Source organism: Streptomyces sp. NPDC048523 (assembly GCF_043199815.1).
Taxonomy (GTDB): domain Bacteria; phylum Actinomycetota; class Actinomycetes; order Streptomycetales; family Streptomycetaceae; genus Streptomyces.
The window spans coordinates 77,273-100,486 of record NZ_JBICWQ010000004.1; the positions used below are offsets into that span (position 1 = coordinate 77,273).

The 23,214-nt window shown below is 71.4% G+C and carries 23 protein-coding genes; 9 read left to right on the plus strand and 14 right to left on the minus strand.

Translation table 11 applies throughout. From position 1 onward, the window contains the following. Window positions 1-40: 40 nt before the first annotated feature. Window positions 41-529, minus strand: a complete 489-nt coding sequence (locus ACGFWE_RS21315) for an Lrp/AsnC family transcriptional regulator (protein WP_393600924.1) — start codon at window positions 527-529, stop codon at window positions 41-43. A gap of 77 nt (window positions 530-606) precedes the next feature. Between ACGFWE_RS21315 and ACGFWE_RS21320 the strand changes: the two genes are divergently transcribed. The 4 genes from ACGFWE_RS21320 to ACGFWE_RS21335 are packed head-to-tail and all read left to right on the plus strand — an operon-like array spanning window position 607 to window position 4,629. Continuing rightward, window positions 607-1,356: a LytTR family DNA-binding domain-containing protein gene (locus ACGFWE_RS21320; RefSeq protein WP_352386949.1), complete on the plus strand. Its 750-nt coding sequence runs from the start codon at window positions 607-609 to the stop codon at window positions 1,354-1,356. A 2-nt stretch (window positions 1,357-1,358) separates the two neighbouring features. Next, window positions 1,359-1,718: a hypothetical protein gene (locus ACGFWE_RS21325; RefSeq protein WP_393600925.1), complete on the plus strand. Its 360-nt coding sequence runs from the start codon at window positions 1,359-1,361 to the stop codon at window positions 1,716-1,718. After that, window positions 1,715-3,427, plus strand: a complete 1,713-nt coding sequence (locus ACGFWE_RS21330) for a cation acetate symporter (protein ID WP_393600926.1) — start codon at window positions 1,715-1,717, stop codon at window positions 3,425-3,427. The genes ACGFWE_RS21325 and ACGFWE_RS21330 overlap by 4 nt, the downstream gene beginning before the upstream one ends. Next, window positions 3,424-4,629, plus strand: a complete 1,206-nt coding sequence (locus tag ACGFWE_RS21335; RefSeq protein WP_352386943.1) for a histidine kinase — start codon at window positions 3,424-3,426, stop codon at window positions 4,627-4,629. Before ACGFWE_RS21330 ends, ACGFWE_RS21335 begins: the two co-directional genes overlap by 4 nt. 3 nt (window positions 4,630-4,632) lie before the next feature. Here ACGFWE_RS21335 and ACGFWE_RS21340 read toward each other — a convergent pair whose 3' ends face one another. The 7 genes from ACGFWE_RS21340 to ACGFWE_RS21370 form a co-directional block, all read right to left on the minus strand. Continuing rightward, entirely contained in the window at window positions 4,633-4,809 is a 177-nt protein-coding gene (locus tag ACGFWE_RS21340) for a hypothetical protein (protein WP_352386941.1), read from the minus strand. A 13-nt stretch (window positions 4,810-4,822) separates the two neighbouring features. Further along, window positions 4,823-6,646 carry a protein kinase gene (locus tag ACGFWE_RS21345; protein ID WP_393600929.1) on the minus strand — a complete coding sequence of 608 codons (1,824 nt, stop codon included), beginning with the start codon at window positions 6,644-6,646 and terminating at the stop codon, window positions 4,823-4,825. 27 nt (window positions 6,647-6,673) lie between these two features. Continuing rightward, entirely contained in the window at window positions 6,674-8,041 is a 1,368-nt protein-coding gene (locus tag ACGFWE_RS21350) for a DUF6777 domain-containing protein (RefSeq protein ID WP_393600931.1), read from the minus strand. A 68-nt stretch (window positions 8,042-8,109) separates the two neighbouring features. After that, a complete protein-coding gene (locus ACGFWE_RS21355) occupies window positions 8,110-9,060 on the minus strand; it encodes a cytochrome c oxidase assembly protein (protein ID WP_393600933.1) in 951 nt (316 codons plus the stop codon). Window positions 9,061-9,163: 103 nt separating this feature from the next. After that, window positions 9,164-10,189: a 6-phosphofructokinase gene (locus ACGFWE_RS21360; RefSeq protein ID WP_352386933.1), complete on the minus strand. Its 1,026-nt coding sequence runs from the start codon at window positions 10,187-10,189 to the stop codon at window positions 9,164-9,166. Window positions 10,190-10,385: 196 nt separating this feature from the next. After that, window positions 10,386-11,114: a glutamine amidotransferase gene (locus ACGFWE_RS21365; RefSeq protein ID WP_352386931.1), complete on the minus strand. Its 729-nt coding sequence runs from the start codon at window positions 11,112-11,114 to the stop codon at window positions 10,386-10,388. 14 nt (window positions 11,115-11,128) lie between these two features. Then, window positions 11,129-12,367 (minus strand): MurT ligase domain-containing protein, encoded by a 1,239-nt coding sequence (locus ACGFWE_RS21370; RefSeq protein WP_352386929.1) that lies wholly within the window; start codon window positions 12,365-12,367, stop codon window positions 11,129-11,131. A gap of 113 nt (window positions 12,368-12,480) precedes the next feature. Between ACGFWE_RS21370 and def the strand changes: the two genes are divergently transcribed. Further along, on the plus strand, window positions 12,481-13,035 hold the full coding sequence (gene def / locus ACGFWE_RS21375; RefSeq protein WP_352386927.1) for a peptide deformylase: 555 nt from the start codon (window positions 12,481-12,483) through the stop codon (window positions 13,033-13,035). A gap of 55 nt (window positions 13,036-13,090) precedes the next feature. Here def and ACGFWE_RS21380 read toward each other — a convergent pair whose 3' ends face one another. Further along, window positions 13,091-13,735 (minus strand): TetR family transcriptional regulator, encoded by a 645-nt coding sequence (locus ACGFWE_RS21380; RefSeq protein WP_352386925.1) that lies wholly within the window; start codon window positions 13,733-13,735, stop codon window positions 13,091-13,093. Between the two features lie 172 nt (window positions 13,736-13,907). On the opposite strand from ACGFWE_RS21380, the gene ACGFWE_RS21385 reads away from it, so the two are divergent. Continuing rightward, entirely contained in the window at window positions 13,908-15,134 is a 1,227-nt protein-coding gene (locus ACGFWE_RS21385) for an acyl-CoA dehydrogenase family protein (protein ID WP_352386923.1), read from the plus strand. Window positions 15,135-15,195: 61 nt separating this feature from the next. On the opposite strand, the gene ACGFWE_RS21390 is transcribed toward ACGFWE_RS21385, so the two are convergent. The 5 genes from ACGFWE_RS21390 to ACGFWE_RS21410 all read right to left on the minus strand — a co-directional run bounded on the left by ACGFWE_RS21390 (window position 15,196) and on the right by ACGFWE_RS21410 (window position 19,876). After that, window positions 15,196-15,432: a DUF6213 family protein gene (locus tag ACGFWE_RS21390; protein WP_007380390.1), complete on the minus strand. Its 237-nt coding sequence runs from the start codon at window positions 15,430-15,432 to the stop codon at window positions 15,196-15,198. A 25-nt stretch (window positions 15,433-15,457) separates the two neighbouring features. Beyond that, window positions 15,458-16,843, minus strand: coding sequence for an NADP-dependent succinic semialdehyde dehydrogenase (locus ACGFWE_RS21395; protein WP_393600937.1), 1,386 nt, complete (start codon window positions 16,841-16,843; stop codon window positions 15,458-15,460). A 71-nt stretch (window positions 16,844-16,914) separates the two neighbouring features. Further along, window positions 16,915-17,376 (minus strand): NUDIX domain-containing protein, encoded by a 462-nt coding sequence (locus ACGFWE_RS21400; protein WP_393600939.1) that lies wholly within the window; start codon window positions 17,374-17,376, stop codon window positions 16,915-16,917. Continuing rightward, window positions 17,373-18,911 carry an ATP-dependent DNA ligase gene (locus ACGFWE_RS21405; RefSeq protein ID WP_393600941.1) on the minus strand — a complete coding sequence of 513 codons (1,539 nt, stop codon included), beginning with the start codon at window positions 18,909-18,911 and terminating at the stop codon, window positions 17,373-17,375. Before ACGFWE_RS21405 ends, ACGFWE_RS21400 begins: the two co-directional genes overlap by 4 nt. 29 nt (window positions 18,912-18,940) lie before the next feature. After that, window positions 18,941-19,876 carry an NAD(P)/FAD-dependent oxidoreductase gene (locus ACGFWE_RS21410; RefSeq protein WP_352386915.1) on the minus strand — a complete coding sequence of 312 codons (936 nt, stop codon included), beginning with the start codon at window positions 19,874-19,876 and terminating at the stop codon, window positions 18,941-18,943. A gap of 64 nt (window positions 19,877-19,940) precedes the next feature. Here ACGFWE_RS21410 and ACGFWE_RS21415 point away from each other — a divergent pair, with 64 nt between their 5' ends. The 3 genes from ACGFWE_RS21415 to ACGFWE_RS21425 all read left to right on the plus strand — a co-directional run bounded on the left by ACGFWE_RS21415 (window position 19,941) and on the right by ACGFWE_RS21425 (window position 23,163). Then, on the plus strand, window positions 19,941-20,513 hold the full coding sequence (locus tag ACGFWE_RS21415; protein ID WP_352386913.1) for an XRE family transcriptional regulator: 573 nt from the start codon (window positions 19,941-19,943) through the stop codon (window positions 20,511-20,513). Between the two features lie 83 nt (window positions 20,514-20,596). Then, window positions 20,597-22,264 (plus strand): dolichyl-phosphate-mannose--protein mannosyltransferase, encoded by a 1,668-nt coding sequence (locus ACGFWE_RS21420; RefSeq protein ID WP_393600943.1) that lies wholly within the window; start codon window positions 20,597-20,599, stop codon window positions 22,262-22,264. A gap of 62 nt (window positions 22,265-22,326) precedes the next feature. Next, window positions 22,327-23,163: a prephenate dehydratase gene (locus ACGFWE_RS21425; protein WP_393600945.1), complete on the plus strand. Its 837-nt coding sequence runs from the start codon at window positions 22,327-22,329 to the stop codon at window positions 23,161-23,163. Window positions 23,164-23,214 lie beyond the last annotated feature (51 nt).

The following is a 23,214-nucleotide window of genomic DNA, read 5'->3' on the forward strand; positions in this document are numbered from 1 at the left end:
GTGTTCTTCCGGTGAAACGCATGGTTGGTGCGTTTAGCGGCTATGCCTCCGGCGCAGGCTGGCTCGCCCCCGCCTCGGGGCTTTCCGGGATGAGGTGGGACAGCACCATCACGCTGATCGTCTTCCGGATGAACGGCTCCACGCGGATGCGCTCCAGCACCTCCTCGAAGTGCTCCACGTCCCGCGCCCGCACGTGCAGCAGCGCGTCCGCGCCCCCGGTCACCGTCATCGCCGCGGTGATCTCCGGATGGTTGCGCACCACCTCCGCGAGCCGCCGCGGCGGGGCCGCGCCCTCGCAGTACACCTCGACGTACGCCTCCGTACGCCAGCCCAGCGCCGACGGCTCCACCGTGGCCGTGAACCCGGTGATCACCCCGGTCTCCCGCAGCCGGTCCACGCGCCGCTTCACCGCCGTGGAGGACAGCCCGATCGCCGAACCGATCTCCGCGAAGGACGTCCGCGCGTTTGCCATCAGCGCGGTGATGATCTTCCGGTCCAGCTCGTCGAAGGCGACGGTCCTGCTGTTCATGTCGGCACTGTATCCAGCGGCGGCACCCCACCTGTGCACGTGTCCAGTCGTACGAATTACTCCTACACTCCGGGTTCATGCTGCGCGCCCTGGCTGTCGACGACGAACGCCCCTCGCTGGAGGAACTGCTCTACCTGCTGAGCGCCGACCCCCGGATCGGCAGTGTGGAAGGGGCCGGTGACGCCACCGAGGCGCTGCGCCGCATCAACCGCGCGCTGGAGTCCGGGCCGGACGGGCCCGAGGCGATCGACGTCGTCTTCCTCGACATCAACATGCCCGGCCTCGACGGCCTCGACCTCGCCCGGCTGCTGACCGGCTTCGCCAAGCCGCCGCTGGTCGTCTTCGTCACCGCCCACGAGGACTTCGCCGTCCAGGCCTTCGACCTCAAGGCCGTCGACTACGTCCTCAAACCGGTCCGCAAGGAACGCCTCGCCGAAGCCGTCCGCCGCGCCGCCGAACGCCTCGACGCCGCGCCCCGCATCCCCGTGCACGAACCCGACCCCGACCACATACCCGTCGAACTGGGCGGCGTGACCCGCTTCGTCGCCGTCGACGACATCACCCACGTCGAGGCCCAGGGCGACTACGCCCGGCTGCACACCGACAAGGGCAGCCACCTCGTGCGGATCCCGCTGTCCACGCTGGAGGACCGCTGGCGCTCCCGCGGCTTCGTCCGCATCCACCGCCGCCATCTGGTCGCCCTGCGCCACGTCGGGGAACTCCGCCTGGACGCGGGCACGGTGAGCGTCCTCGTCGGCGGCGAGGAGCTCCAGGTCAGCCGTCGGCACACGCGCGAGCTGCGGGACCTGCTGATGAGGAGGCCGTAGCCATGGCCCAGGACCCCGTGGAGCGCCGGGTCGTCGTCACCGGCCCGCCCCGCCGCGGCCGCCCGGCCTCCGGCTACTACCGGCCGCGCACCGAGATCGACGAACAGACCACCCTCGGCCACACCTACGTCCGCTCCCTGATGCGCACCCAACTGCGCGCCGCCCTCGCGGTGTTCGCTTTCCTCGGACTGCTCATCGGCCCGCTCCCGCTGCTCTTCGCGGCCATGCCGGACGCCCACCGTCTCGAATGGGCCGTCCTCGGCTTCGGCCTCTACGTCCCGATGGTCCTGCTGGCCCGCTGGTACGTGCGCCGCGCGGAGCGCAACGAACGGGACTTCGTGCGCCTGGTCGAGGACCGATGAACTCCAGCTACTCGGTACCGGCCGTCGCCCTGGTGGTCGTGGCGACCGTCCTCGTCGGCGCCTTCGGCCTGCGCATCTCCCGCACGACGTCCGACTTCTACGTCGCCTCCCGCACCGTCGGCCCCCGCCTCAACGCGGCCGCCATCAGCGGCGAGTACCTCTCCGCCGCCTCCTTCCTCGGCATCGCGGGCCTGGTCCTCGTCCAGGGCCCCGACATGCTCTGGTACCCGGTCGGCTACACGGCCGGCTATCTCGTCCTGCTCCTGTTCGTCGCCGCCCCGCTGCGCCGCTCCGGCGCCTACACGCTGCCCGACTTCGCCGAGGCCCGGCTCGCCTCGCAGGCCGTACGACGGCTCGCGGGCGCCTTCGTCGTCGGCGTCGGCTGGCTCTATCTGCTGCCCCAACTCCAGGGCGCCGGGCTGACGTTGACCGTGCTGACGGGGGCGCCCCAGTGGCTCGGCGGGGTGATCGTCGCGGCCGTCGTGGTCGCCACCGTCGCCGCGGGCGGCATGCGCAGCATCACCTTCGTCCAGGCCTTCCAGTACTGGCTCAAACTCACCGCCCTGCTCGTCCCCGCCCTCTTCCTCATCCTCGCCTGGCAGGGCGACGGCGCCCCCAGCCACGCCTTCGAGGAACCGGCGGCCTTCCGCGAACAACGGGTCGTCCGCGTCGACTCCACCCTCGACCTCGAACTGGACAGCCCCCTGACCGTCACGGTCACCGGCACGGTCGACGGCCGCCCGCACGACGACCAGAAGCTCCGACTCCCCACCGGCACCCACCACATCGAGCGGGGCACCCGCCTCACCTTCGCCAAGGGCACCACGGTCCCCACCGCCGACCGCGGCACCAGCGACGGCATGTCGACCTCCCTCGCCGCGGGCCGCGAGGACCGGCCCCTCTACGCCACGTACGGACTGATCCTCGCCACCTTCCTCGGCACCATGGGCCTGCCGCACGTCGTCGTCCGCTTCTACACCAGCCCGCACGGCGTCGCCGCCCGCCGCACCACCGTCGCCGTCCTCGGTCTGATCGGCTGCTTCTACCTCCTGCCCCCGGTCTACGGCGCCCTCGGCCGCCTGTACGCCCCCGAGCTCACCCTCACCGGCGACGCCGACGCAGCCGTCCTGCTGCTTCCCGAGCGGATGATCGGCGGCCTCGGCGGCGACCTGCTGGGGGCGCTGGTGGCGGGCGGGGCCTTCGCCGCGTTCCTGTCCACGGCCTCCGGACTCACCATGGCCGTGGCGGGCGTCCTCACCCAGGACGTCCTGCCCGCGCGCGGCGTACGGCACTTCCGGCTCGGCACGGTCCTCGCGATGTGCGTGCCGCTCGCCGCGAGCGTCCTGGTCGGCGGGCTGCCCGTCGCCGACGCGGTCGGGCTCGCCTTCGCCGTCTCCGCGTCCTCCTTCTGCCCGCTGCTCGTGCTCGGCATCTGGTGGCGGCGCCTGACCCCGCCCGGCGCCGCCGCGGGCATGCTGGTCGGCGGCGGCTCCGCCTTCCTCGCCGTGGCCGCGACCATGGCCGGCTTCCCGGCCGGCGGCGCGCTGCACGCCCTGCTGGCCTGGCCCGCGCTCTGGTCGGTGCCGCTCGGCTTCCTCACCATGGTGCTGGTGTCCCTGGCCACCGCGGGCCGGGTACCGGCGGGCACGGCGGCGATCCTGGCCCGCTTCCACCTGCCCGAAGAGCTGCGGGCGGAGGTGAAGACATGAGCGGATTCCTGGCCGGGCTGTGCGTGGCGATCCTCCCGCTGCTGGCCGCCGGCTTCTGGCTCGGCCGGCGCACGGCCCGCCCGCAGAACCTGGGCGGCCTCGGCACCCCCGTCGAACACGCCACCTTCGAGACCCTGCACACCGCCTCCCTGGCCGCGCCCCCGCTGCGGGCAGGCCTGACGGAGGAGACCGCCCGCAAGTCGGCCCGCAGGCTGCGCTCACTGCTCGGTACGGACGCGCTGTGCCTCACCGACCAGAAACAGGTCCTGGTCTGGGACGGCGTGGGCGGCCACCACCGCACCGAGATCATGGAACGCCTCGCGGGCCCGCTGGAGACCGGCCGCGGCGAGGCATTCCCGCTCACCTGCGACACCCCGGACTGCCCGGTCCGCTGGGCGGTCGTCGCCCCGCTCACCGTCGACGACCGCGTCCACGGCACCCTGGTCGTCTGCGCGCCCCGTGAGTCGGCCGTCCTGGTCCGCGCGGCAGGGGAGGTCGCCCGGTGGGTGAGCGTCCAGTTGGAGTTGGCGGACCTGGACCAGTCCCGCACCCGGCTGATCGAGGCCGAGATCAAGGCACTACGGGCCCAGATCTCCCCGCACTTCATCTTCAACTCGCTCGCGGTGATCGCCTCGTTCGTCCGCACCGACCCCGAGCGGGCCCGCGAACTACTCCTCGAATTCGCCGACTTCACCCGCTACTCGTTCCGCAGGCACGGCGACTTCACCACCCTCGCCGACGAACTCCACGCCATCGACCACTACTTGGCGCTCGTCAGGGCACGCTTCGGCGACCGCCTCTCCGTCACCCTGCAGATCGCCCCGGAGGTACTGCCGGTCGCCCTGCCGTTCCTGTGCCTGCAGCCGCTCGTCGAGAACGCCATCAAGCACGGCCTGGAGGGCAAGACCGACAAGTGCCGGCTCCAGATCACCGCGCAGGACACCGGTGCCGAGGCCCTGGTCGTCATCGAGGACGACGGCGCCGGAATGGACCCGGCCCTGCTCCGCCGTATTCTCGCCGGCGAGGTCAGCCCCTCGGGCGGCATCGGACTGTCCAACGTCGACGACCGGCTCCGCCAGGTGTACGGCGACTCCTACGGCCTCGTCATCGAGACGGCCGTCGGCGCGGGCATGAAGATCACCGCCCGGCTGCCCAAGTACCAGCCGGGCGTGCACTCGGCGGGCCGTCTCACGGACGGCTGAAGGTCAGGTACTGCTGGTGGCCACCATGCCGAGGGTGATCAGGCCCAGCACGACCCAGCCGAACCACAGCCAGCCGTTGCTGCCGAGCGCCACCGTGTAGGCGGTCACCGCGACGAGACCGCCGACGGTGAGCACCCCCATCGTCCGGGTCGAGCCATCCGTGGAACCGGTACCGGGCATCGCAACACCCTCCTCAGGATTCGTCCCCCTCCATGGTGCCCCCGTTCTGCCTGCGCACGGTGCAGACGACGAAATGTGTGCCGTTCTTCCAGGGCCCCTCACTGGTCCAGGAGCCCGCCGTGTACACGGACGGATCGAAGCCGTAGTCGGCCGGCGGCACGTCACGCGCGCACGCCGTGTCCGACTCGGTCCGCGCCTCGGACAGTGTGACGTCGGGGTCCAGTCGGGTGAATCCGAGCACTTCCTCGTCGTGGGAGCCCTCGCAGGAGACCAGCCGGGCGTCCCGGTTGGTGCGTACGTCCAGGCAGTCCCGCCGCTGCATGGTCGCCGTGTCCGTGAACCCCGAGCCCGGCCTGCGACGGGTGCCGATCGGCCCGTACACCGGCCCGTTCCCGCCCAGCACCAGACACGCGGTACGCCGTCCCGCGGCCTCGAACCCCCCGTCGGTCGGTACGACGGCCTGGCTGCGGACGTCCGCGAGCCGCTCCCGGACCTCCCGCGTCCGCTCCTCGCACTTGGCCGCCCCCGTCCGCCGTGCCTCGTCCGCCGACGCGGCCGCGGCGAACGCCACCACCTGACCGTCCGGGGCCGTGCCGCAGTTGGGGTCCAGCCGCAGCCGGGGTGTCCCCCGGAACCGTTCCGACCCCGGCCAGGCGGCGATCACGCAGTCACCGTCCCGCAGCGGCTTCGTCAGCCCGACCGTCTCGCCGTACGGCTGCCGCGAGCCCTGGTGACCGCCCCCGCCGTCCGGGGACCGGTCGGCCATGGCGTACCACACACCGCCCAGGGCCAGCAGCAGCCCGAGACCGCAGGCGAGGACGGCCCGCAGGGCGTGCGAATGCTCCCGCCGCCTGCGGCCGCCCGGCGGCGGCCGGTGTCCGTTCGGAGGCGGCCCGGGCGGCGGCACCCGCGCCTCCGCCCAGGGTGGCTGGGAACCGAGGTCGGTCTGCGTCCGGACGTACGGCTCGGGCTGCGGTGTCACGATCCGCGACAGTGCGGCCTCCGCCTGCGCCGCCGACAGCCGCCGCCCGGGGTCCTTCGCGAGCAGCGCCTGCACTACGGGACCCAGCGCACCTGCGCGCAGCGCGGGCCGCGGCTCCTCCATGACCACCGCGGTCACCTCGGCCAGATGCGAGTCCCGCTCGAAGGGACCCACGCCCTCCACCGCGTGGTAGAGCGTGCAGCCCAGTGAGAACAGGTCGGCGGCCGGGGTGGGCGTGCCGCCCGTGGCCCGCTCCGGCGCCAGATAGCCCGCCGTGCCCACCAGCACCGACGCCAGCGTGTACCGGGTCTCCCCGGCGTCCGGCTGCACGGAGATGCCGTAGTCGGTGAGCAGGACGCGTCCGTACGGCGATCCCGCGCGGTCCGGCGCCAGCAGGATGTTCGCCGGCTTCACGTCCCGGTGCAGCACGCCCCGCTGGTGCCCGGCGGTCAGCGCGTCCAGCACGGCGAGGCCGACGCGGGCGCACTCGGCCGGGGCGAGCGGTCCCCGGGAGTCGACCAGGTCACGCAGGTCCACCGCGTCCGCCACGTACTCCATGACGATCCAGGGCAGCCCCTCGTGCTCCAGCACGTCGTGCACGGTCACCACGTGCGGGTGGCCGCGCAGCCCCGCCGCGTGCCGGGCCTCCGCGCGGGCCCGCGCCACCCGGGCCTCCCGTTCACCCGCCTCCAGCGGGTCCCGGAACACGATCTCCTTGAGCGCGACCTCGCAGGCGAGTCTCTGGTCGTGGGCGAGCCACACATGGCCCATGCCGCCGCTGCCGAGCGGGTTCAGCAGCAGATACCGGCCGGCGATGATCCGGCCCACTCCCGACGTCGGTGATCCTGAAGGCATCCGGTGACTCCCCGGTTCTGCGGGACGCTACGTGGCGACGGCGGTGCTCGGTCCGTCATCGGCGGGCTCACTGGTGGCGGGCCCGCTCGTCGCCGGCTGACCGGTGGCCGGCCCCGATGTCGCGGGCGCACTGGTCGTCGACGGAGGCGGCGGAGGTGGCGGAGCGGGCGCGCTGCTGGTGACCGGGGCGCCGGTCGACGGCGAACCGGTCGAGGGCGGTGGGCTCGGCCGGCTGCTCGACTTCCCGGGCGACGGCGAGCCGGGAGCCGTACTCGACGCCGTACTCGACGACGGCGGTGACGACCGCGGTGGTGAGGAGGACGTCCCGGGCCGGCCGCTGGACGAACCCGACGACGGTGGTGTGCTCGTGGGCGGAGTCCTCGGCCCGGAGGACGTCGGCGGGGGAGTGGTCGTGGGTGTCGTGGGCCCGCTCGTCCCGCCGGACCCACTCGTGCCGCCCCCGGCCACGGACAGCATCACGTACCGCCCGAACGGCAGCTCCGTCCCCGCGGGCGGATCGGTCGCCGTGACCTTCGCGCCCTCGGGCGGCACCCCCTGCCCGGCGTACCCGGCCGCCAACCCGGCGCCGATCAGCTCTCGACGGGCCTGGGCGAAGCTCCTCCCGGCGAGGTGCGGCACCGTGCGCCGCTTCTCGGCGTCGAAGGCGGTGTCCTTCTCACCGGTGGTGCCGACCGGACGGTCGATGCCGCGGGCGGGTTCCTGGACGTCCACGAGAGCGACCCGTTCCAGTTTCCGCGGCGCGGGCTTCACGGCCACCACCGATTCCCGCTCGTATCCCGCCCACTTCTTGTTGCCGTCCTCGAACTGGACGGAAATCCGGCCGGTGTCACCCTGGAAGGGGCGCAGTGGATTTCCACACGAGCACTTCACAGCCGGAAGCCCTTGTTCATCGACGAGAATCGCGATTCCCGCCTGGAGCAAGGAGTTGTACGGGACGGCCTTTTCCTTCTTGTAGTCGTGGTTCTCGACGAGAGTGTCGTGACGCAACAGAACCGGTGTGAGCCGATCCAGATATTTTGGTATGCCGTCCGTGCCGATGTTCAGGACGTCGGCCCACGCCTGTGCCTTTTGGTGATTCCTGGGATCGGTGAGGAATCGCTCGAGCTTGACGACGTCACAGATGGTCGGTTGCTTGCTGCCGCCGTACAGGCCGGGCGTGTCCCCCTGCTGGAGACTTCCCTGGACGGGTTGCGACCGCACGGTCGCCGCGTCCTCGCCCAGTCCGTTGCTCTCCTCGAAGAACGGAGCGAGCGAGGGCACGCCGACGGCGGCCGCCTTGACCACGGTCAGTGGATTTCCCTTGTCGCAGCCGCTCAGCAGCAGCGAGAAAATCGCCGGCAAGGCGATCCTGTGCATAAATGCGCGAAGTGTCATGACCGCTCCCCCCGGCGGTTCCCCCAACGCGCTTCATGCTACTGAATGCTCCGGAAAGACGAAGCCCTTCAACGCTCGCGGGTGCTCAATGAGGCCAAATACGCGTTGTATGCCTCGAGTTCCTTGTCGCCGTCCCGGTCGGCGGCCCGGTCCGACCGTTTGGCCTGCCGCTGTTCGGAGCCGTACCACTGGAACAGCAGGGCGATCAGCACGAGTACGGAGGGAATCTCACTGAACGCCCAGGCGATACCGCCGGCGTAGTTCTGGTCGGAGAGCGCGTCGATGCCGAGCGAGGCGGGCGGGTTCTTGAACGTCTCCACCATGGGCTCGGACGCCATCATCAGCGCGATGCCGAAGAACGCGTGGAACGGCATCCCCGCGAACAGCTCCAGCATCCGCATCAGATACCCGGGCCGCTGCGGCCCCGGATCCACGCCGATGATCGGCCAGAAGAAGACGACACCCACGGCGAGGAAGTGCACCATCATCGCGACGTGCCCGGTCTTCGACCCCATCAGGAAGTCGAAGATCGGCGTGAAATAGAGGCCGTACAGACTCGCGATGAACAGCGGGATCGTGAACGCCGGATGCGTGATGATCCGCATGTACCGGCTGTGCAGCAGCGCGAGCAGCAGCTCACGGGGCCCCTTGTGCCCCCTGCCCGCGACGGGCAGTGCCCGCAGGGCCAGGGTGACCGGGGCGCCGAGCAGGATGAGGATCGGCGACAGCATGCTGATGACCATGTGCTGCACCATGTGCACGCTGAACATGACCATCCCGTAGTCGTTCAGCCCGGTGCACATCATCAGCCCGATGGTGAGCACACCGACCACATAGGAAACGGTCCGCCCCACCGACCACGAGTCGCCCCGCCGGCGCAGCCGCACGACCCCCCACGCGTACAGACCGAGCGCGAGGAGGCAGGCGACGAGGAAGAAGGGGTCGGCCGACCACTGCAGCCCTCGTCCCAGCGTGAACGGCGGCAGGTCGTGCGTCATGCCGTGCCCGCTGTGGTCCATCGCGGCGGCTCCTGATTCGTGGGGGTTGTGCAAGTCTGTCCGCACCCAGACTAAGACCGCCCCCGGTCGCCTCCGGGACCGGGGCCCACCACCGCGCTGCGGCCTACAGCACGCACTCCGCCTCGGCGTACCGGTCCTCCGGCACCGTCTTCAACGTCTCGACCGCCTCCGCGAGCGACACCATCACGATGTCGGTCCCCCGCAGAGCGGTCATGTGACCGAACTCCCCGCGGTGCACGGCCTCCACCGCGTGCCAGCCGAACCGGGTGGCCAGCACCCTGTCGTAGGCGGTCGGCGTGCCGCCGCGCTGCACATGCCCGAGGATGACCGGCCGGGCTTCCTTCCCCAGCCGCTCCTCCAGCTCGATCGACAGCTGTCGGGCGATCCCGGCGAAGCGCTCGTGCCCGTAGATGTCCTTGGCGCCCTCGTCGAAGGCCATGGAGCCGGGCGCCGGCTTGGCGCCCTCCGCGGCGACGACGATCGCGAACCGCTTCCCGGCCGCGAACCGCTCACCGACCCGCCGGGCCAGCTCCTCGATGTCGAAGGGACGCTCCGGTACGACGATGGCGTGCGCGCCGGCCGCCATCCCGGAGTGCAGCGCTATCCAGCCGGTGTGCCGCCCCATGACCTCGACGACGAGCACCCGCTGGTGGGACTCGGCGGTGGTCTTCAGCCGGTCGAGCGCCTCGGTCGCGACACCGACGGCCGTGTCGAACCCGAAGGTGACGTCCGTGACCGCGATGTCGTTGTCGATCGTCTTGGGCACGCCCACGATCGGCAGCCCGGCATCAGACATCAGCCGGGCCGCCTTGAGCGTGCCCTCACCGCCGATGGGGATGATCGCGTCGAGCCCGAGCTCCTCGACATGGCCCCTGGCCCGCTCCACGCCGTCCCGCAGATGCGAGGGCTGGACCCGGGAGGAGCCGAGGATCGTGCCGCCGCGGGCCAGGATGCCGCCCACCGCGTCGAGGTCGAGCTTGAGGTAGTCGCACTCCAGGAGGCCCTTCCAGCCGTCCCGGAAGCCGATGACCTCGTCGCCGTGGTCGGCGACGGCACGGTGCACGACGGACCGGATGACGGCGTTCAGGCCGGGGCAGTCGCCGCCGGACGTGAGGACACCAATGCGCATAGCCGCGGGAACCTTCTCAGCGAGGGGACGTGGCACGGGTCCGGACCACGCTGTCCGGCTCGAACCCCGCCACCCTAGCGGCAGGAGGGGGCGGGGCCGAAGAACGCGTCCGCCTGCTGGACGGCCCCGCTCACCTGTGCGGACTCGTCGTCAGACGGGCTGGTGACGAACGCCTGGAACCCAGGTGAACTTCCTCTCAGGCGGGCTGCTGAGCGGCCGTGATGCGCTCGTTGCGCAGGGCCTCGTACCAGCGGTCGTCGGTCGGCGGCAGCGCGTTCACGTCGAGGGCCAGCTTGAGCAGCAGGTCCGCGATCTGCGGGTTCCGTGCCAGCACGGGTCCGTGCATGTACGTACCGAAGACCGTGTCGTTGTACGCCCCCTCCGTACCGTCCCCGGTGCCGTTGCCCTTGCCGAGGCGGACGTTGGCGAAGGGGCGGGCGGTGGGGCCGAGGTGGGTGACGCCCTGGTGGTTCTCGAAGCCGGTCAGCGGGGGCAGGCCGAGGCGCTGGTCGATGTCGGCGAGCACGTCACCGACGCAGCGCTCGCCCTCGCCGCGCACCGAGACCACGTCGAGCAGGCCGAGGCCGGGCTCGCGCTGGCCGAGGTCGTTGATGAACTCGTGGCCGAGGATCTGGTAGCCGGCGCACACCGAGAAGACGATCGCGCCGTTGCCGACGGCCCGGTGCAGACCGCCGTCCCGGCGCAGCCGCTCGGCCGCCAGCCGCTGGGGCCGGTCCTCGCCGCCGCCGATCAGGTAGATGTCGCCGGAGGTGGGGATCGGCTGGTCGCTGCGCACGTCCAGACGGGCCACGTCGAGGCCGCGCTGGCGGGCCCGGCGCTCGATGACGAGGGCGTTGCCCTGGTCGCCGTAGGTGCTGAGCAGGTCGGGGTAGATCCAGACGATCCGCAGTTGGTTGTCGCTCACAAAAGTCCCCTGAGTCAGTTGCCGACGCGGCGGCGCAGGTCCTGGAAGGCGGTGTAGTTCGCGATGACCTCGATGCGGCCCGGCGGGCTCATCGACACGGCCTGGTCGAGGTTGTCGCAGACCTGGAAGTTCTGGTTCGCGACCTCCAGGCGCACCGCGAGGTCCAGCTTCCGGTCACCGATCACGCAGATCGGGTGGCCGGTGAGCCGGGTGTAGTCGACGTCCCACAGCCAGGAGGTGTCGGTGCCGTCGGCGCCGCGGGCGTTGACGGAGAGGATCACCGGGGTCGGCGGCGGGTCGATCAGGCTGAACGTCTCGAGCCAGCCGGCCGGGTTCTTCGCGAGCAGCAGCCGCAGGTCGCGCTGCTGGAACTGGACCACGTCGTAGCGGCCGGCCACGGCCTGCACCTGGTACATGCGTTCCAGGGCGACCTGCGGCGGCACACCGAAGACGGCGGCGACGGCCGCGGAGGAGGCGGCGTTGGCCTTGTTGGCGCGGCCGGGCAGCTGGAGGTGGATCGGCCAGGCGGAGCCGTGCGGGTCGAGCACATGGTCACCGGACAGGGCCCAACTGGGCGTCGGCCGCCGGAACCCGCACTCGCCGCAGAACCAGTCGTCGCCCGGGCGCTGCATCACGCCACCGCAGGACGGGCAGGACCAGGCGTCGTCCTTCCACATCTGCCCGGCGGCGACCCAGATGACGTTGGGGGAGGAGGAGGCGGCCCATACGACGAGCGGGTCGTCGGCGTTGGCGACGACGACGGCCTTCGAACCCGCGAGGCCCTCGCGCCAGTTCTCGGCGAGCATGCGGGTCTCGGCGGCACGGTCGAGCTGGTCGCGGGAGAGGTTCAGCAGGGCGATGCACTTGGGGTCGGTGTCCCGGGCCACGCCCGCCAGGTACTTCTCGTCGACCTCGATGACGCCGTACCGGGCGTCCGAGCCACCGGCGAGCGCCGAGGTGATACCGGCGGGCATGTTGGCGCCGAGGGCGTTGGAGACGACGGGTCCGGCGGCGCCCAGCGCCTCCGCGATCAGACGAGTCGTGGTCGTCTTCCCGTTGGTCGCCGAGACGAGGACGACGTCCAGGTGCTGGGCGAGCCGGGCGAGGAGGTCGGGGTCGAGTTTGAGGGCCACCTTGCCGCCGATGACCGAACCGCTGCCGCGACCCGCGGCCCGGGATGCCGCCGCGACGGCCTTGCCCGCCGTCACGGCCAGCTTGGCCCGCGGCGAGAGCGGGTCCGAGTTGCCTGTCATCAGATCTCGATCCTCCTTGCGTACGCGCCGCGCCTCAGCCTCCGGCCACGTGGTGTGGACCTCAGCCTATTCGAGATCCGTAGGCACTCCCGAATCGCCGTACCCTTGCGGCCATGCGAAACGGCTCCATTCCGGGCACGCGGGGGCGCGTCCGCGCGGTCACCCTGCTCGGCACCCCGGTGTTGCACACACCCTGCGAGGACGTCACGGACTTCGGCCCCGAACTGGCGACCCTGGTGGAGGACTTGTTCGCGACGATGTACGCGGCCGAGGGCGTGGGCCTCGCCGCCAACCAGATCGGGGTGCCGTTGCGCGTCTTCGTCTACGACTGCCCGGACGACGAGGAGGTCCGCCACCTGGGACATGTGGTGAACCCCCGCCTGGTCGAGACGGACGGTGTGGTGCTGAGGGGCCCCGAGGGCTGCCTGTCGTTGCCGGGCCTGGAGGCGGGAACGGAACGTCACGACCACGCGGTCGTGGAGGGTTTCACGATGACGGGCGAGCCCGTGACGATCGACGGCACGGGCTTCTTCGCAAGGTGCCTGCAACACGAGACGGACCACTTGGACGGCACGGTCTACGCGGACCGTGTGAAGGGTTGGCGCCGTGGCCGACTGCTACGACAGGTTGGGCGAGCCGCTTGGCACACGGGGCCTGATCCCACTTAGGGGCGCGGGGAACTGCGCGACCAGCCCCCACTGCCCCGCAGGCGTCACACGACGATCAGAACCCCGGACCCCCGACCTTGTCCCTCACGGCCGCCAGCCGCCCCCACAACAGATCCGCCAGACTCCGCACCAACTCCGCCCGCGGGCAGGGCCGTTCCCCCAGCCACCAGTCACCCGCCGCGTACATCATCCCGACGATCCCGTGCCCCCACACCCGGGCCAGCAGCTGACTTCCCGGCCCGAGGTCCAGCCGCTCCTCGATGACCTGCCCCAACTCTTCACCCATCCTCCGCAGCAGGGGCGCGGAATGCTGACCGACGTCGAACCCCTGGTCCCCGGCCTGGCCCCCCTCGGCGGGGTGCATCAGGAACCGGTACACCTGGGGCCGGGCCTCGATCGCGGCCAGGTACGTGTCCAACGTGGCCTCGACCCGCTCACGCCGCTCCGCCGGAGCGTCCAGCGCCGCCCGTAGCGAGTCCAGCAGGGCGTCGGTGTGCCGCTTGGCAAGCGCAGCGTAAAGTCCTCCCTTGTCGCCGAAGTGCCGATACAGAATCGGCTTGGTGATGCCGGCTTCCGCGGCGATGGCGTTCATGGAGGCATGCGGGCCGTCGCGCAGCACCACTCTGTCCGCGGCCTCCAGCAGCTCGCGCCGACGGCGGTCGGCGGACCGCTGCTGATCGGTCCGCTGTGTGGTGTCCATGAGCTCTCCCCACCCGTGCTGAATCGGTAACGCCTGCGCAAACTAACACTCGACCGGTGCTCGGCATCGAACAGGTTGCTGACTGGTCATGGGGAGTTGACTTTTACTACCCGTGGGTAACAGACTCGGGTTACCGCAAGTAACATGCACGTGCGTCGCCGCTGGAGGGGACATGGCCGAGTTCACCATGGAGCTCAACGACGAACAGAAGGAGGTCCGGGACTGGCTGCACGGCTTCGCCGCCGACGTCATCCGCCCCGCGGCCGCCGAATGGGACGAGCGTGAGGAGACTCCCTGGCCGGTCATCCAGGAGGCCGCGAAGGTAGGCATCTACTCCCTCGACTTCTACGCCCAGCAGTACTTCGACCCCACCGGGCTCGGTATCCCGATGGCGATGGAGGAACTGTTCTGGGGCGACGCGGGCATCGCCCTGTCGATCGTGGGCACCGGTCTCGCCGCGGTCGGCGTCCTCGCCAACGGTACCGAGGAGCAGATCGGCACCTGGATCCCCCAGATGTACGGCGACGCCAACGACGTCAAGGTCGCCGCGTTCTGCTCGTCCGAGCCGGACGCCGGTTCCGATGTGGCCTCCATGCGCACGCGTGCCGTGTACGACGAGGCCAAGGACGAGTGGGTGCTCAACGGCACGAAGACCTGGGCGACCAACGGCGGTATCGCCAACGTCCACGTCGTCGTCGCGGTCGTCGACCCGGAGCTCGGCTCCAAGGGCCACGCCTCCTTCATCGTGCCGCCGAACACGCCGGGCCTGTCCCAGGGCCAGAAGTTCAAGAAGCACGGCATCCGCGCCTCGCACACCGCCGAGGTCGTGCTGGACAACGTCCGGGTGCCCGGCTCCTGCCTCCTCGGCGGCAAGGAGAAGCTCGACCAGCGCCTCGCCCGGGCCCGGGAGCGGGCGAAGAGCGGCGGCGAGCGCGTGAAGAACGCGGCGATGGCCACGTTCGAGGCGTCCCGTCCGGCCGTCGGCGCCATGGCCGTGGGCACCGCCCGGGCCGCGTACGAGGTCGCCCTCGACTACGCCAAGACGCGTGAGCAGTTCGGGCGGCCGATCATCGACAACCAGGGCGTGGCCTTCCAGCTCGCGGACATGCGCACCTCCATCGACGCGGCCCGGCTCCTGGTCTGGCGTGCCTCCTGGATGGCGATCAACGGCAAGCAGTTCACCGCCGCCGAGGGCTCGATGTCGAAGCTCTTCGCCAGCGAGACGGCGAAGAAGGTCACCGCGCAGGCGGTCCAGATCCTCGGCGGCAACGGCTACACCCGGGAGTACCCGGTGGAGCGCATGCACCGCGACGCCGCGATCTACACGATCTTCGAGGGCACGAGCGAGATCCAGCGCCTGGTCATCGCCCGGACCCTGTCCGGCATGTCCATCCGCTGACGGCGCTGGGCCGGGGCCCGGGCGCCCCGGCCGCAGTGCGGGCCGAAGCGGCCGACAGCTCCTAGGGCGCTCCGCCGCTGCTGTGCGCGATGCAGGCCACGTCGATCCGATCGGCGAGCTTCGCGAGCTCGATCGTCAGGGCGGCGACCGTGTCCTCGTCCAGCCCGTCGGCGCCGGCCTCGACCAGGTGCAGCCACCGCCCGCCGAGGCTGCGGAGCAGCTTGCTCACATCGGCCGCGGCCACCTGCAGGGTCCCGCGGTCGTCGACGATCAGAGGCAGAGTCACTTCGCGGTTCACACCGGGGATGGTAACCGCGCAAGTGTCACGCTCCGTGCCAAACCGTCGTGATGTTGCAGAACTCCCTGATTCCGTGCCCGGACAGCTCACGCCCGTACCCGGACCGCTTCACCCCGCCGAACGGGAACGCCGGATGCGAGGCGGTCATCCCGTTGACGAACACTCCGCCGGCCTCCAGATCCCGCACGAAGCGGTCGACCTCGGCCTCGTCGCGGGTCCAGACGTTGGAACTCAGCCCGAAGGCCGAGTCGTTGGCGATCAGCACCGCCTCGTCCAGGTCGGCCGCCCGGTACAGCGTGGCCACCGGACCGAAGGTCTCCTCGCGGTGGATGCGCATCTCGCGGCTCACGTCGGCGACGACGGTCGGTGGGTAGTACCAGCCGGGCCCGTCGGGCCGTTCCCCGCCGCACAGCACACTCGCCCCACTGCGCCTGGCGTCGTCGACGAGTTCCTCCAGATCGGTCCGTCCTTGCTCGCTGGAGATCGGCCCGACCTCGGTGTCCTCCTCCAGCGGGTCGCCGACCTTGAGGGCCTTCATGCCCTCGACGAACCGCTCGGCGAACCGGTCGTAGACGTCCGTGTGCACGATGAACCGCTTGGCGGCGATGCAGGACTGCCCGTTGTTCTGCACACGCGCGGTCACCGCGATCTCGGCGGCCCGGTCGACGTCCGCCGACGGCATCACGATGTACGGGTCGCTGCCGCCGAGCTCCAGCACGGTCTTCTTCACCATGTCCCCGGCGGTGGAGGCGACCGCCCGGCCCGCGGGCTCGCTCCCGGTGAGCGTGGCCGCCTTGACGCGTTCGTCACGCAGGATGTCGTCGATGGCCCCGGACCCGACGAGCAGCGTCTGGAAACAGCCCTCGGGGTAGCCCGCCTGATGGAAGAGGTCCTCCAGGAACAGGGCGGTCTGCGGCACGTTCGAGGCGTGCTTGAGCAGGCCGACGTTGCCCGCCATCAGTGCGGGCGCGGCGAAGCGGATCACCTGCCACAGCGGGAAGTTCCACGGCATCACCGCGAGCACGGGCCCGAGCGGCCGGTAGCGGACCAGGGCGCGGGAGGCGCCGGAGTCCTTGACGTCGTACGCGGCGGGCTCCTCGTCGGCCAGCAGCGACTCCGCGTGCTCGGCGTACCAGCGCATCGCCTTGGCGCACTTGGCGGCCTCCGCGCGGGCCTGCTTGACCGGCTTGCCCATCTCGGTGGTCATGACCCGGGCGATGTCCTGCGTGGCGTCGTCGAGGAGCTCGGCGGCCCGGTTCAGCAGACCGGCGCGCTCGGCGAAGGACGTGGTGCGGTAGGTGCGGAACGTGGCCTGGGCGAGCTGGAGCCTGCGCTCGATCTCCTCCTCGCCCATGGCCTCGTACGTCTTGAGCGTCTCGCCGTTCGCCGGGTTCACCGTCGCGATGGGCATGACCGACCTCCTGAAGAGCTGACTGTGCTTCGACCTTCCCGCGCGGCGGGGGCGACCGCAACGCGTGGACGTCAGGCCGAGTGCTCAGCCAGCCGGTCGAGAAACGCGGCCTGCGCCTTCACGATCACCGTCCGGGCCCGGTCGAGGCCGAACCACTGCACCCGGTCCAGCTCCGGGAACTCCTGGGTCCGCCCGGACTTCGGCGGCCACTCCATGGCGAACACCCCCGGGACCACGGTCGACGGATCGAGGTCCGCCTCGATCGCCCACGCCGTGACGACCTTCCCGTTCGTCTGCCGGACCTCACCCAGCGGTACGGCCTCCCCGTCGGGCGGCGGCAGCCCCAGCTCCTCCTGGAACTCGCGGCGGGCCGCGGCCCAGGCCGACTCCGCGTCCGGCTCGTACTCGCCCTTCGGGACCGTCCACGCCCCGGCGTCCCGCCGGACGAAGAACGGGCCGCCCATATGGCCCAGCAACACCTCCAGGCCGTCGCCGGTGTGCCGGAACAACAGCAGGCCCGCGCTCGTCCTCACGGCCTCACCTCGGGGTGGGCGGCCAGCAGCGTCTCCACCGTGTCGGCGTCCTCGGGCCGCTTGTCCTCGCGGTAGCGGACCACACGGGCGAAGCGGAGGGTGACGCCGGCCGGATAGCGGGTCGACCGCTGGAGGCCGTCGTAGGCGATCTCGACGACGAGCTCGGGGCGTACGGTCACCACGTAACCGCTGCTGTCGACGGCCAGCTCCTGGAGGCGTTCGGTCTGCCAGGTGAGCATCGCGTCGGTCATGCCCTTGAAGGTCTTGCCGAGCATGGCGAAGCCGCCGTCGGCCGTGCGGGCGCCGAGGTGCAGGTTGGAGAGCTTGCCGGTACGGCGGCCGTGGCCCCACTCGGCGGCCAGCACCACCAGGTCGAGGGTGTGCACGGGCTTGACCTTGAGCCAGGACGCGCCGCGCCGGCCCGCGCTGTAGGGGGCGTCCAGGGACTTCACGACGACGCCCTCGTGGCCGCGTTTCAGGGTCTCGGCGAGGAACTCCTCGGCCGCCGGGATGTCCTGGGGTCCCGACACCAGGGTGCGCCGCACCCGCATCGGCTCGGGCACCAGCCGGGCCAGCTCCGCGTGCCGTTCGGCGAAGGGCAGGTCGAGGAGGTCGCGGTCGTCGACGGACAGGGCGTCGAAGAAGACGGGGGAGACGGGGACCGCCTCGGCGGCCGTCGTCACGTCCACGCGGGAGCCGACCCGACCCGCGGTCTCCTGGAAGGAACGCGGCCGCCCGTCCTCGTCGAAGGCGATCACCTCACCGTCCAGGATGAACCGCTCGCCCCTCAATTCCCGCGCGGCAGCCGTCAGTTCGGGCAGCCGGTCGGTGATGTCGTCGAGGGTGCGCGTGTACAGCCGTACGACGTCGCCGTCCCGGTGGATCTGCACGCGGATGCCGTCCAGCTTCTCCTCGACCGCGCAGGTGCCGAGCTTCTCGACCGCCTCGGCCACCGAGGAGGCGCTGTGCGCCAGCATCGGCAGGACCGGGCGGCCGACGGTGAGGCGGAAGCGGTCCAGGGCGGACGGCCCGTCGGTGAGCAGGGCGTCGGCGACCGTCTGGAGCGAGCCCGCGAGCATCACGGCACGGCGTACGTCGGCGGGAGGCGCCCCCGTGGCCTGGGCGAGCCCCTCGGTGGCGACGGCGTCCAGAGCCCCCTGCCGTACCTCCCCGCTGATCAGCCCGAACAGGAACCGCTGCTCGTCCTCGGTGGCCGCGCCCAGCAACTCACCGACCAGCCGGGCGCGTTCGGCCTGTGAGCCGGCGCCCGCGACCTTGCCCAGTTCACTCAGCAGGGCGTTCACCTCGCGCACGGTCAGGGTCGGCTCGGCGGCCGGGGTGACCGGCCGGCTCAGCACCTTCCAGCCGACGCCGAGCCGGCCCTGCGGGAGCCGTCCCGCCAGGTACGGGATGACGATCGGCACGTCGTCCGCCTCGGCGTCCCGGAACAGCTCGGCGAGGAGCGCGATCTTCCGGGACCGCGCCGAGGTGGCGGCGACCTCCTGGGACACATGGGCCAGCCGGGCAAGCAGCATGCAACCAGGGTGCACCGGAGGGGGCGGGTCTACACCCCGACGGCCGCGTCGAGGTCGCTCATCAGCAGCTCTCCGTTGATCGTGGCCGCCGCCCGGTAACCCGCGCTCGCCGCGTTGATCACCTGCTCGGCGAAGCCGGCCGCGTTGCCCACGGCGTACACGCCGGGCACGGTCGTCTGCCAGTTCCCGTCGACCACGGGGTAGCTGCCGAAGGGCGTCTCCTGGAGCTCGGCGCCGAGCCGCTCCAGCAGGCCGGTCCGGGGGACGGCCCGGGGCGCGGTGAAGACGACCTCACGCGCGTGCGTGGTGCCGTCCTTCAGCCGTACGGCGGTGAGCCGGTCCTCGGTCACCACCAGCTCGGCGACCTCGCCCGGCACCACCCGGACACCGGCCGCGGCCAGTCTGCGCAGGTCGTCGTCCGTCAGCGCGTCCTCCGTGACCTTGTGAAGGAACAGGGTCACATCCTTCGACCACTGGGAGACCATCAGCGCCTGGTGCACGCTCAGCGGGGTCGTGGCGAGCACGCCGAAGGCCCGGTCGCGGACCTCCCAGCCGTGACAGTAAGGACAGTGCAGGACGTCCTTGCCGAAGCGCTCGGCGACGCCGGGCACGTCCGGGAGCTCGTCCTTGAGGCCGGTCGCGACGACCAGGCGGCGGGCCCGGACCACGCGTCCGCTCGCCAGGGCCACGGCGAAGCCCGGGGCGACCTCGGTCACCAGATCCTGGACCAGCTCGACGCCGTAGCCCTTGATCTCCTCGCGGCCGATGGCCAGGAACTCGGCGGGCGGCATGCCGTCCCGGGTGAGGAAGCCCTGCATGTGGGCGGCGGGCGCGTTGCGTGGTTCGCCCGCGTCGACGACCAGGGTGCGGCGCCGGGCCCGGCCCAGGACCAGGGCCGCGGACAGGCCCGCCGCGCCGCCACCGATCACGATCACTTCGTAGGTCTCGTCGTATGTCTCGGTCATGCCGCCACGGTCGCTCCGTGGATGCGGGATTGACAAACAACTTTGCCGATTCTGCAATACGGGTATGAGTACCGACGACGTTCTCGCCGAAGTGGGACCCAGGCTCAGGCGGCTGCGCAAGGACCGGGAGGTCACCCTCGCGGCCCTCTCGGAGACGACCGGCATCTCGGTGAGCACGCTCTCCCGGCTGGAGTCCGGCCTGCGCAAGCCCAGCCTGGAGCTGCTGCTGCCGATCGCCCAGGCCCACCAGGTGCCGCTGGACGAACTGGTCGGCGCCCCGCCGGTCGGCGATCCCCGGGTGCGGTCGGCGCCGCTGGAACGGCACGGGCGTACCTTCTGGCCGCTCACCCGGCAGCCCGGCGGCCTCCAGGCCTTCAAGGTGCTGGTGCCGCGCCGCGACGAGGAGCCGGAGCCGCGCACCCACGAGGGCTACGAGTGGCTGTACGTGCTGGCGGGGCGGCTGCGGGTGGTGCTGGGGGACCACGACGTGGTGATGAGCGCGGGGGAGGCAGCCGAGTTCGACACCCGGGTGCCGCACTGGTTCGGGTCGACGGGGGAGGGTCCCGCGGAGTTCCTCAGTCTCTTCGGGCCGCAGGGCGAGCGGATGCACGTGCGGGCCCGTCCCCGGAAGGCGTGAGGAACTCCGCCTGCCGGCAGGTAGGTTCACCGGATGGACGAAATACCGACCCGGGCGCACCTGACGGCACGGCAGGTCGCCCGGTGACGAGCAGCGACGTGACGAGCCGTTCCCCCGTCGTGGACGGCCGTCCGACGACAGCGCCCCGGGACTGGGAGGCGCGCCTTCGACGGTTCGGGTACGCGGCCCGTCCGGGGCCGGACCTCCGCGAGCGTCTCGTTCCGCGTTTTCCGAAGCCGTCGGTGTGGGACTGGCTGGGTCCGGTGCTCGTCGCCGTCCTGGCCGGGGCGATCCGTTTTTGGCACCTCGGCCGGCCGCGGGCCGTGATCTTCGACGAGACCTACTACGCCAAGGACGCCTGGTCGCTGCTGCGGCTCGGCTACGAGGGCACGTGGCCGGACCGCAAGATCGCCGACCCGCAGGTCCTCGCCCACCCGCAGGTCGTCTCCCTCTCCGACACGGGGGCGTTCGTCGCGCACCCGCCGACGGGCAAGTGGGTGATCGCCCTCGGTGAGTGGATGTTCGGCCTCACGCCGTTCGGCTGGCGTTTCATGACGGCGGCCCTCGGCACCCTGTCGGTGCTCATGCTGTGCCGCATCGGACGCCGGCTGTTCCGTTCGACGCTCCTGGGCTGCCTGGCCGGCGCGCTCCTCGCGGTGGATGGCCTGCATGTGGTGATGAGCCGTACCGCCCTGCTCGACCTCGTCGTCATGTTCTTCGTCCTGGCCGCGTTCGGCTGCCTGCTGGCCGACCGGGACCACGCGCGCGCCCGGCTCGCGGCCGCCCTGCCGGTCGGCGAGGACGGCCGCGCGCGCCCGGACGAGCACACCGGCGACCACACCGGCACCGGATGGCGTCCCTGGCGGCTCGCCGCCGGCGTCTTCCTGGGGCTGGCGGCCTCCACCAAGTGGAACGGCCTGTACGTCCTGGTCTTCTTCGTGGTCCTGACCGTGCTGTGGGACGTCGGCTCCCGTCGCGTGGCCGGTTCCCCCCGCCCCTACCTGGCGGTGCTGAACAGGGGTCTCGGCTGGTCCCTCCTGTCAATGGTCCCGGTCGCGGCGGCGACCTATCTGACGACCTGGACCGGCTGGTTCCTGTCCGACGACGGCTACGACCGCCACTGGGCCGACGGCCGCGGCGGCACCTGGTCCTGGATCCCCGCCCCGCTGCGCAGCCTGTGGCACTACGAGTCCGCCGTGTACGACTTCAACGTGGGCCTGCACACCCCGCACAAGTACCAGTCAAATCCCTGGAGCTGGCTCGTCCAGGGCCGCCCCGTGCTGTTCGACTACCAGTCCGCGAAACCCGGACAGGACGGCTGCGGTACGGCGGTCGACTGCTCCCGGACGGTCCTCGCCCTCGGCACCCCGCTCCTGTGGTGGTCGGCGTGCGGCGCCCTGCTCTACCTGCTCTTCCGCTGGGCGCTGCGCCGTGACTGGCGGGCCGGGGCCGTCCTGTGCGCGGTGGGCGCCGGCTATCTGCCCTGGTTCCTCTACCAGGACCGCACGGTCTACTCCTTCTACGCGGTCGTCTTCGTGCCGTACCTGTGCCTGGCCGTGGCGATGACGGTGGGCGCGATCCTGGGACCGCCGGGGGCGGACCGCAGACGGCGCACCCGAGGCGCGGTGGCCGCGGGCGCCCTCGTCCTGCTCATCGCCTGGAACTTCGTGTACTTCTTCCCGCTCTACACCGGGGAGACCATCCCGTACGCCGACTGGCACTCCCGGATGTGGCTGGACACCTGGATCTGAGGACGGAGCAGCCCTGATACGTTACGGAGCTTCTGCCACCGGACGACAAGAGACCGAGCCCCGTGACGACCGTCGCTTACCAAGGTGAACCCGGATCCAACTCGGCGACCGCCGCGCACACCCTGTACCCCGGGTGCGCCGAGCAGCCCTGCACGGGTTTCGAGCAGGCGCTGGACGCGGTGACGCTCGGCACGGCCGACGTCGCCGTGATCCCGGTGGACAACTCCGCGGCGGGGCGGGTGGCGGACGTCCACCATCTGCTGCCCGAGTCGGGGCTCTTCATCATCGCCGAGCACTTCCTCGCCATCCGCTTCGACCTCATGGGCGTGCCTGGGGCGACAGCGGATCAGGTGGAGTGCGTACGCAGCCATGTGCACGCCCTCGGGCAGTGCCGCAAGGTGCTGCGGGAGGGCGGCTGGCGCACCCTCGTCACCGACGACACGGCCGGAGCGGCGCGTGAGGTGGCCGAGCTGGGGGATCCGCGGCACGCGGCGCTCGCCCCGCCCGCGGCGGCCGGGCTGTACGGCCTGGACGTGCTGCGCTCCGGGGTCGAGGACGACCCCGACAACACCACCCGGTTCGTCGTCCTGTCCCGCGAGGCCGCCGTGGCCCCGGACACCGGGCAGCCGACGATGACGAGCCTGTTCTTCTCCGTGCGCAACATCCCCAGCGCCCTGTTCAAGGCGCTCGGCGGGTTCGCCACCAGCGGGGTGAACCTCACGAAGATCGAGAGCTACCAGATCGGCGCGGGCCTGAACGCCAGCCGCTTCTACGTCGAGATCGAGGGCCACCCCGACGAGGAGCGCATCGCCCTCGCCCTGCACGAACTGCGGTTCTTCTCCACCGAGGTGCGCATCCTGGGCGTGTACCCGGCCCACCCGCACCGGCTGGAGCACTGAACACGGTCGCGGCGACAGGACGCGCCGGTGGCGCGTCGGCGGCGATCACCT

Excerpts from the sequence above, each read along its gene's own strand:
- ACGFWE_RS21315 (WP_393600924.1), bottom strand. The coding sequence starts at position 529 with ATGAACAGCAGGACCGTCGCCTTCGACGAGCTGGACCGGAAGATCATC.
- ACGFWE_RS21320 (WP_352386949.1), top strand. The coding sequence starts at position 607 with ATGCTGCGCGCCCTGGCTGTCGACGACGAACGCCCCTCGCTGGAGGAA.
- ACGFWE_RS21325 (WP_393600925.1), top strand. The coding sequence starts at position 1,359 with ATGGCCCAGGACCCCGTGGAGCGCCGGGTCGTCGTCACCGGCCCGCCC.
- ACGFWE_RS21330 (WP_393600926.1), top strand. The coding sequence starts at position 1,715 with ATGAACTCCAGCTACTCGGTACCGGCCGTCGCCCTGGTGGTCGTGGCG.
- ACGFWE_RS21335 (WP_352386943.1), top strand. The coding sequence starts at position 3,424 with ATGAGCGGATTCCTGGCCGGGCTGTGCGTGGCGATCCTCCCGCTGCTG.
- ACGFWE_RS21340 (WP_352386941.1), bottom strand. The coding sequence starts at position 4,809 with ATGCCCGGTACCGGTTCCACGGATGGCTCGACCCGGACGATGGGGGTG.
- ACGFWE_RS21345 (WP_393600929.1), bottom strand. The coding sequence starts at position 6,646 with ATGCCTTCAGGATCACCGACGTCGGGAGTGGGCCGGATCATCGCCGGC.
- ACGFWE_RS21350 (WP_393600931.1), bottom strand. The coding sequence starts at position 8,041 with ATGACACTTCGCGCATTTATGCACAGGATCGCCTTGCCGGCGATTTTC.
- ACGFWE_RS21355 (WP_393600933.1), bottom strand. The coding sequence starts at position 9,060 with ATGGACCACAGCGGGCACGGCATGACGCACGACCTGCCGCCGTTCACG.
- ACGFWE_RS21360 (WP_352386933.1), bottom strand. The coding sequence starts at position 10,189 with ATGCGCATTGGTGTCCTCACGTCCGGCGGCGACTGCCCCGGCCTGAAC.
- ACGFWE_RS21370 (WP_352386929.1), bottom strand. The coding sequence starts at position 12,367 with ATGACAGGCAACTCGGACCCGCTCTCGCCGCGGGCCAAGCTGGCCGTG.
- def (WP_352386927.1), top strand. The coding sequence starts at position 12,481 with ATGCGAAACGGCTCCATTCCGGGCACGCGGGGGCGCGTCCGCGCGGTC.
- ACGFWE_RS21380 (WP_352386925.1), bottom strand. The coding sequence starts at position 13,735 with ATGGACACCACACAGCGGACCGATCAGCAGCGGTCCGCCGACCGCCGT.
- ACGFWE_RS21385 (WP_352386923.1), top strand. The coding sequence starts at position 13,908 with ATGGCCGAGTTCACCATGGAGCTCAACGACGAACAGAAGGAGGTCCGG.
- ACGFWE_RS21395 (WP_393600937.1), bottom strand. The coding sequence starts at position 16,843 with ATGCCCATCGCGACGGTGAACCCGGCGAACGGCGAGACGCTCAAGACG.
- ACGFWE_RS21405 (WP_393600941.1), bottom strand. The coding sequence starts at position 18,911 with ATGCTGCTTGCCCGGCTGGCCCATGTGTCCCAGGAGGTCGCCGCCACC.
- ACGFWE_RS21410 (WP_352386915.1), bottom strand. The coding sequence starts at position 19,876 with ATGACCGAGACATACGACGAGACCTACGAAGTGATCGTGATCGGTGGC.
- ACGFWE_RS21415 (WP_352386913.1), top strand. The coding sequence starts at position 19,941 with ATGAGTACCGACGACGTTCTCGCCGAAGTGGGACCCAGGCTCAGGCGG.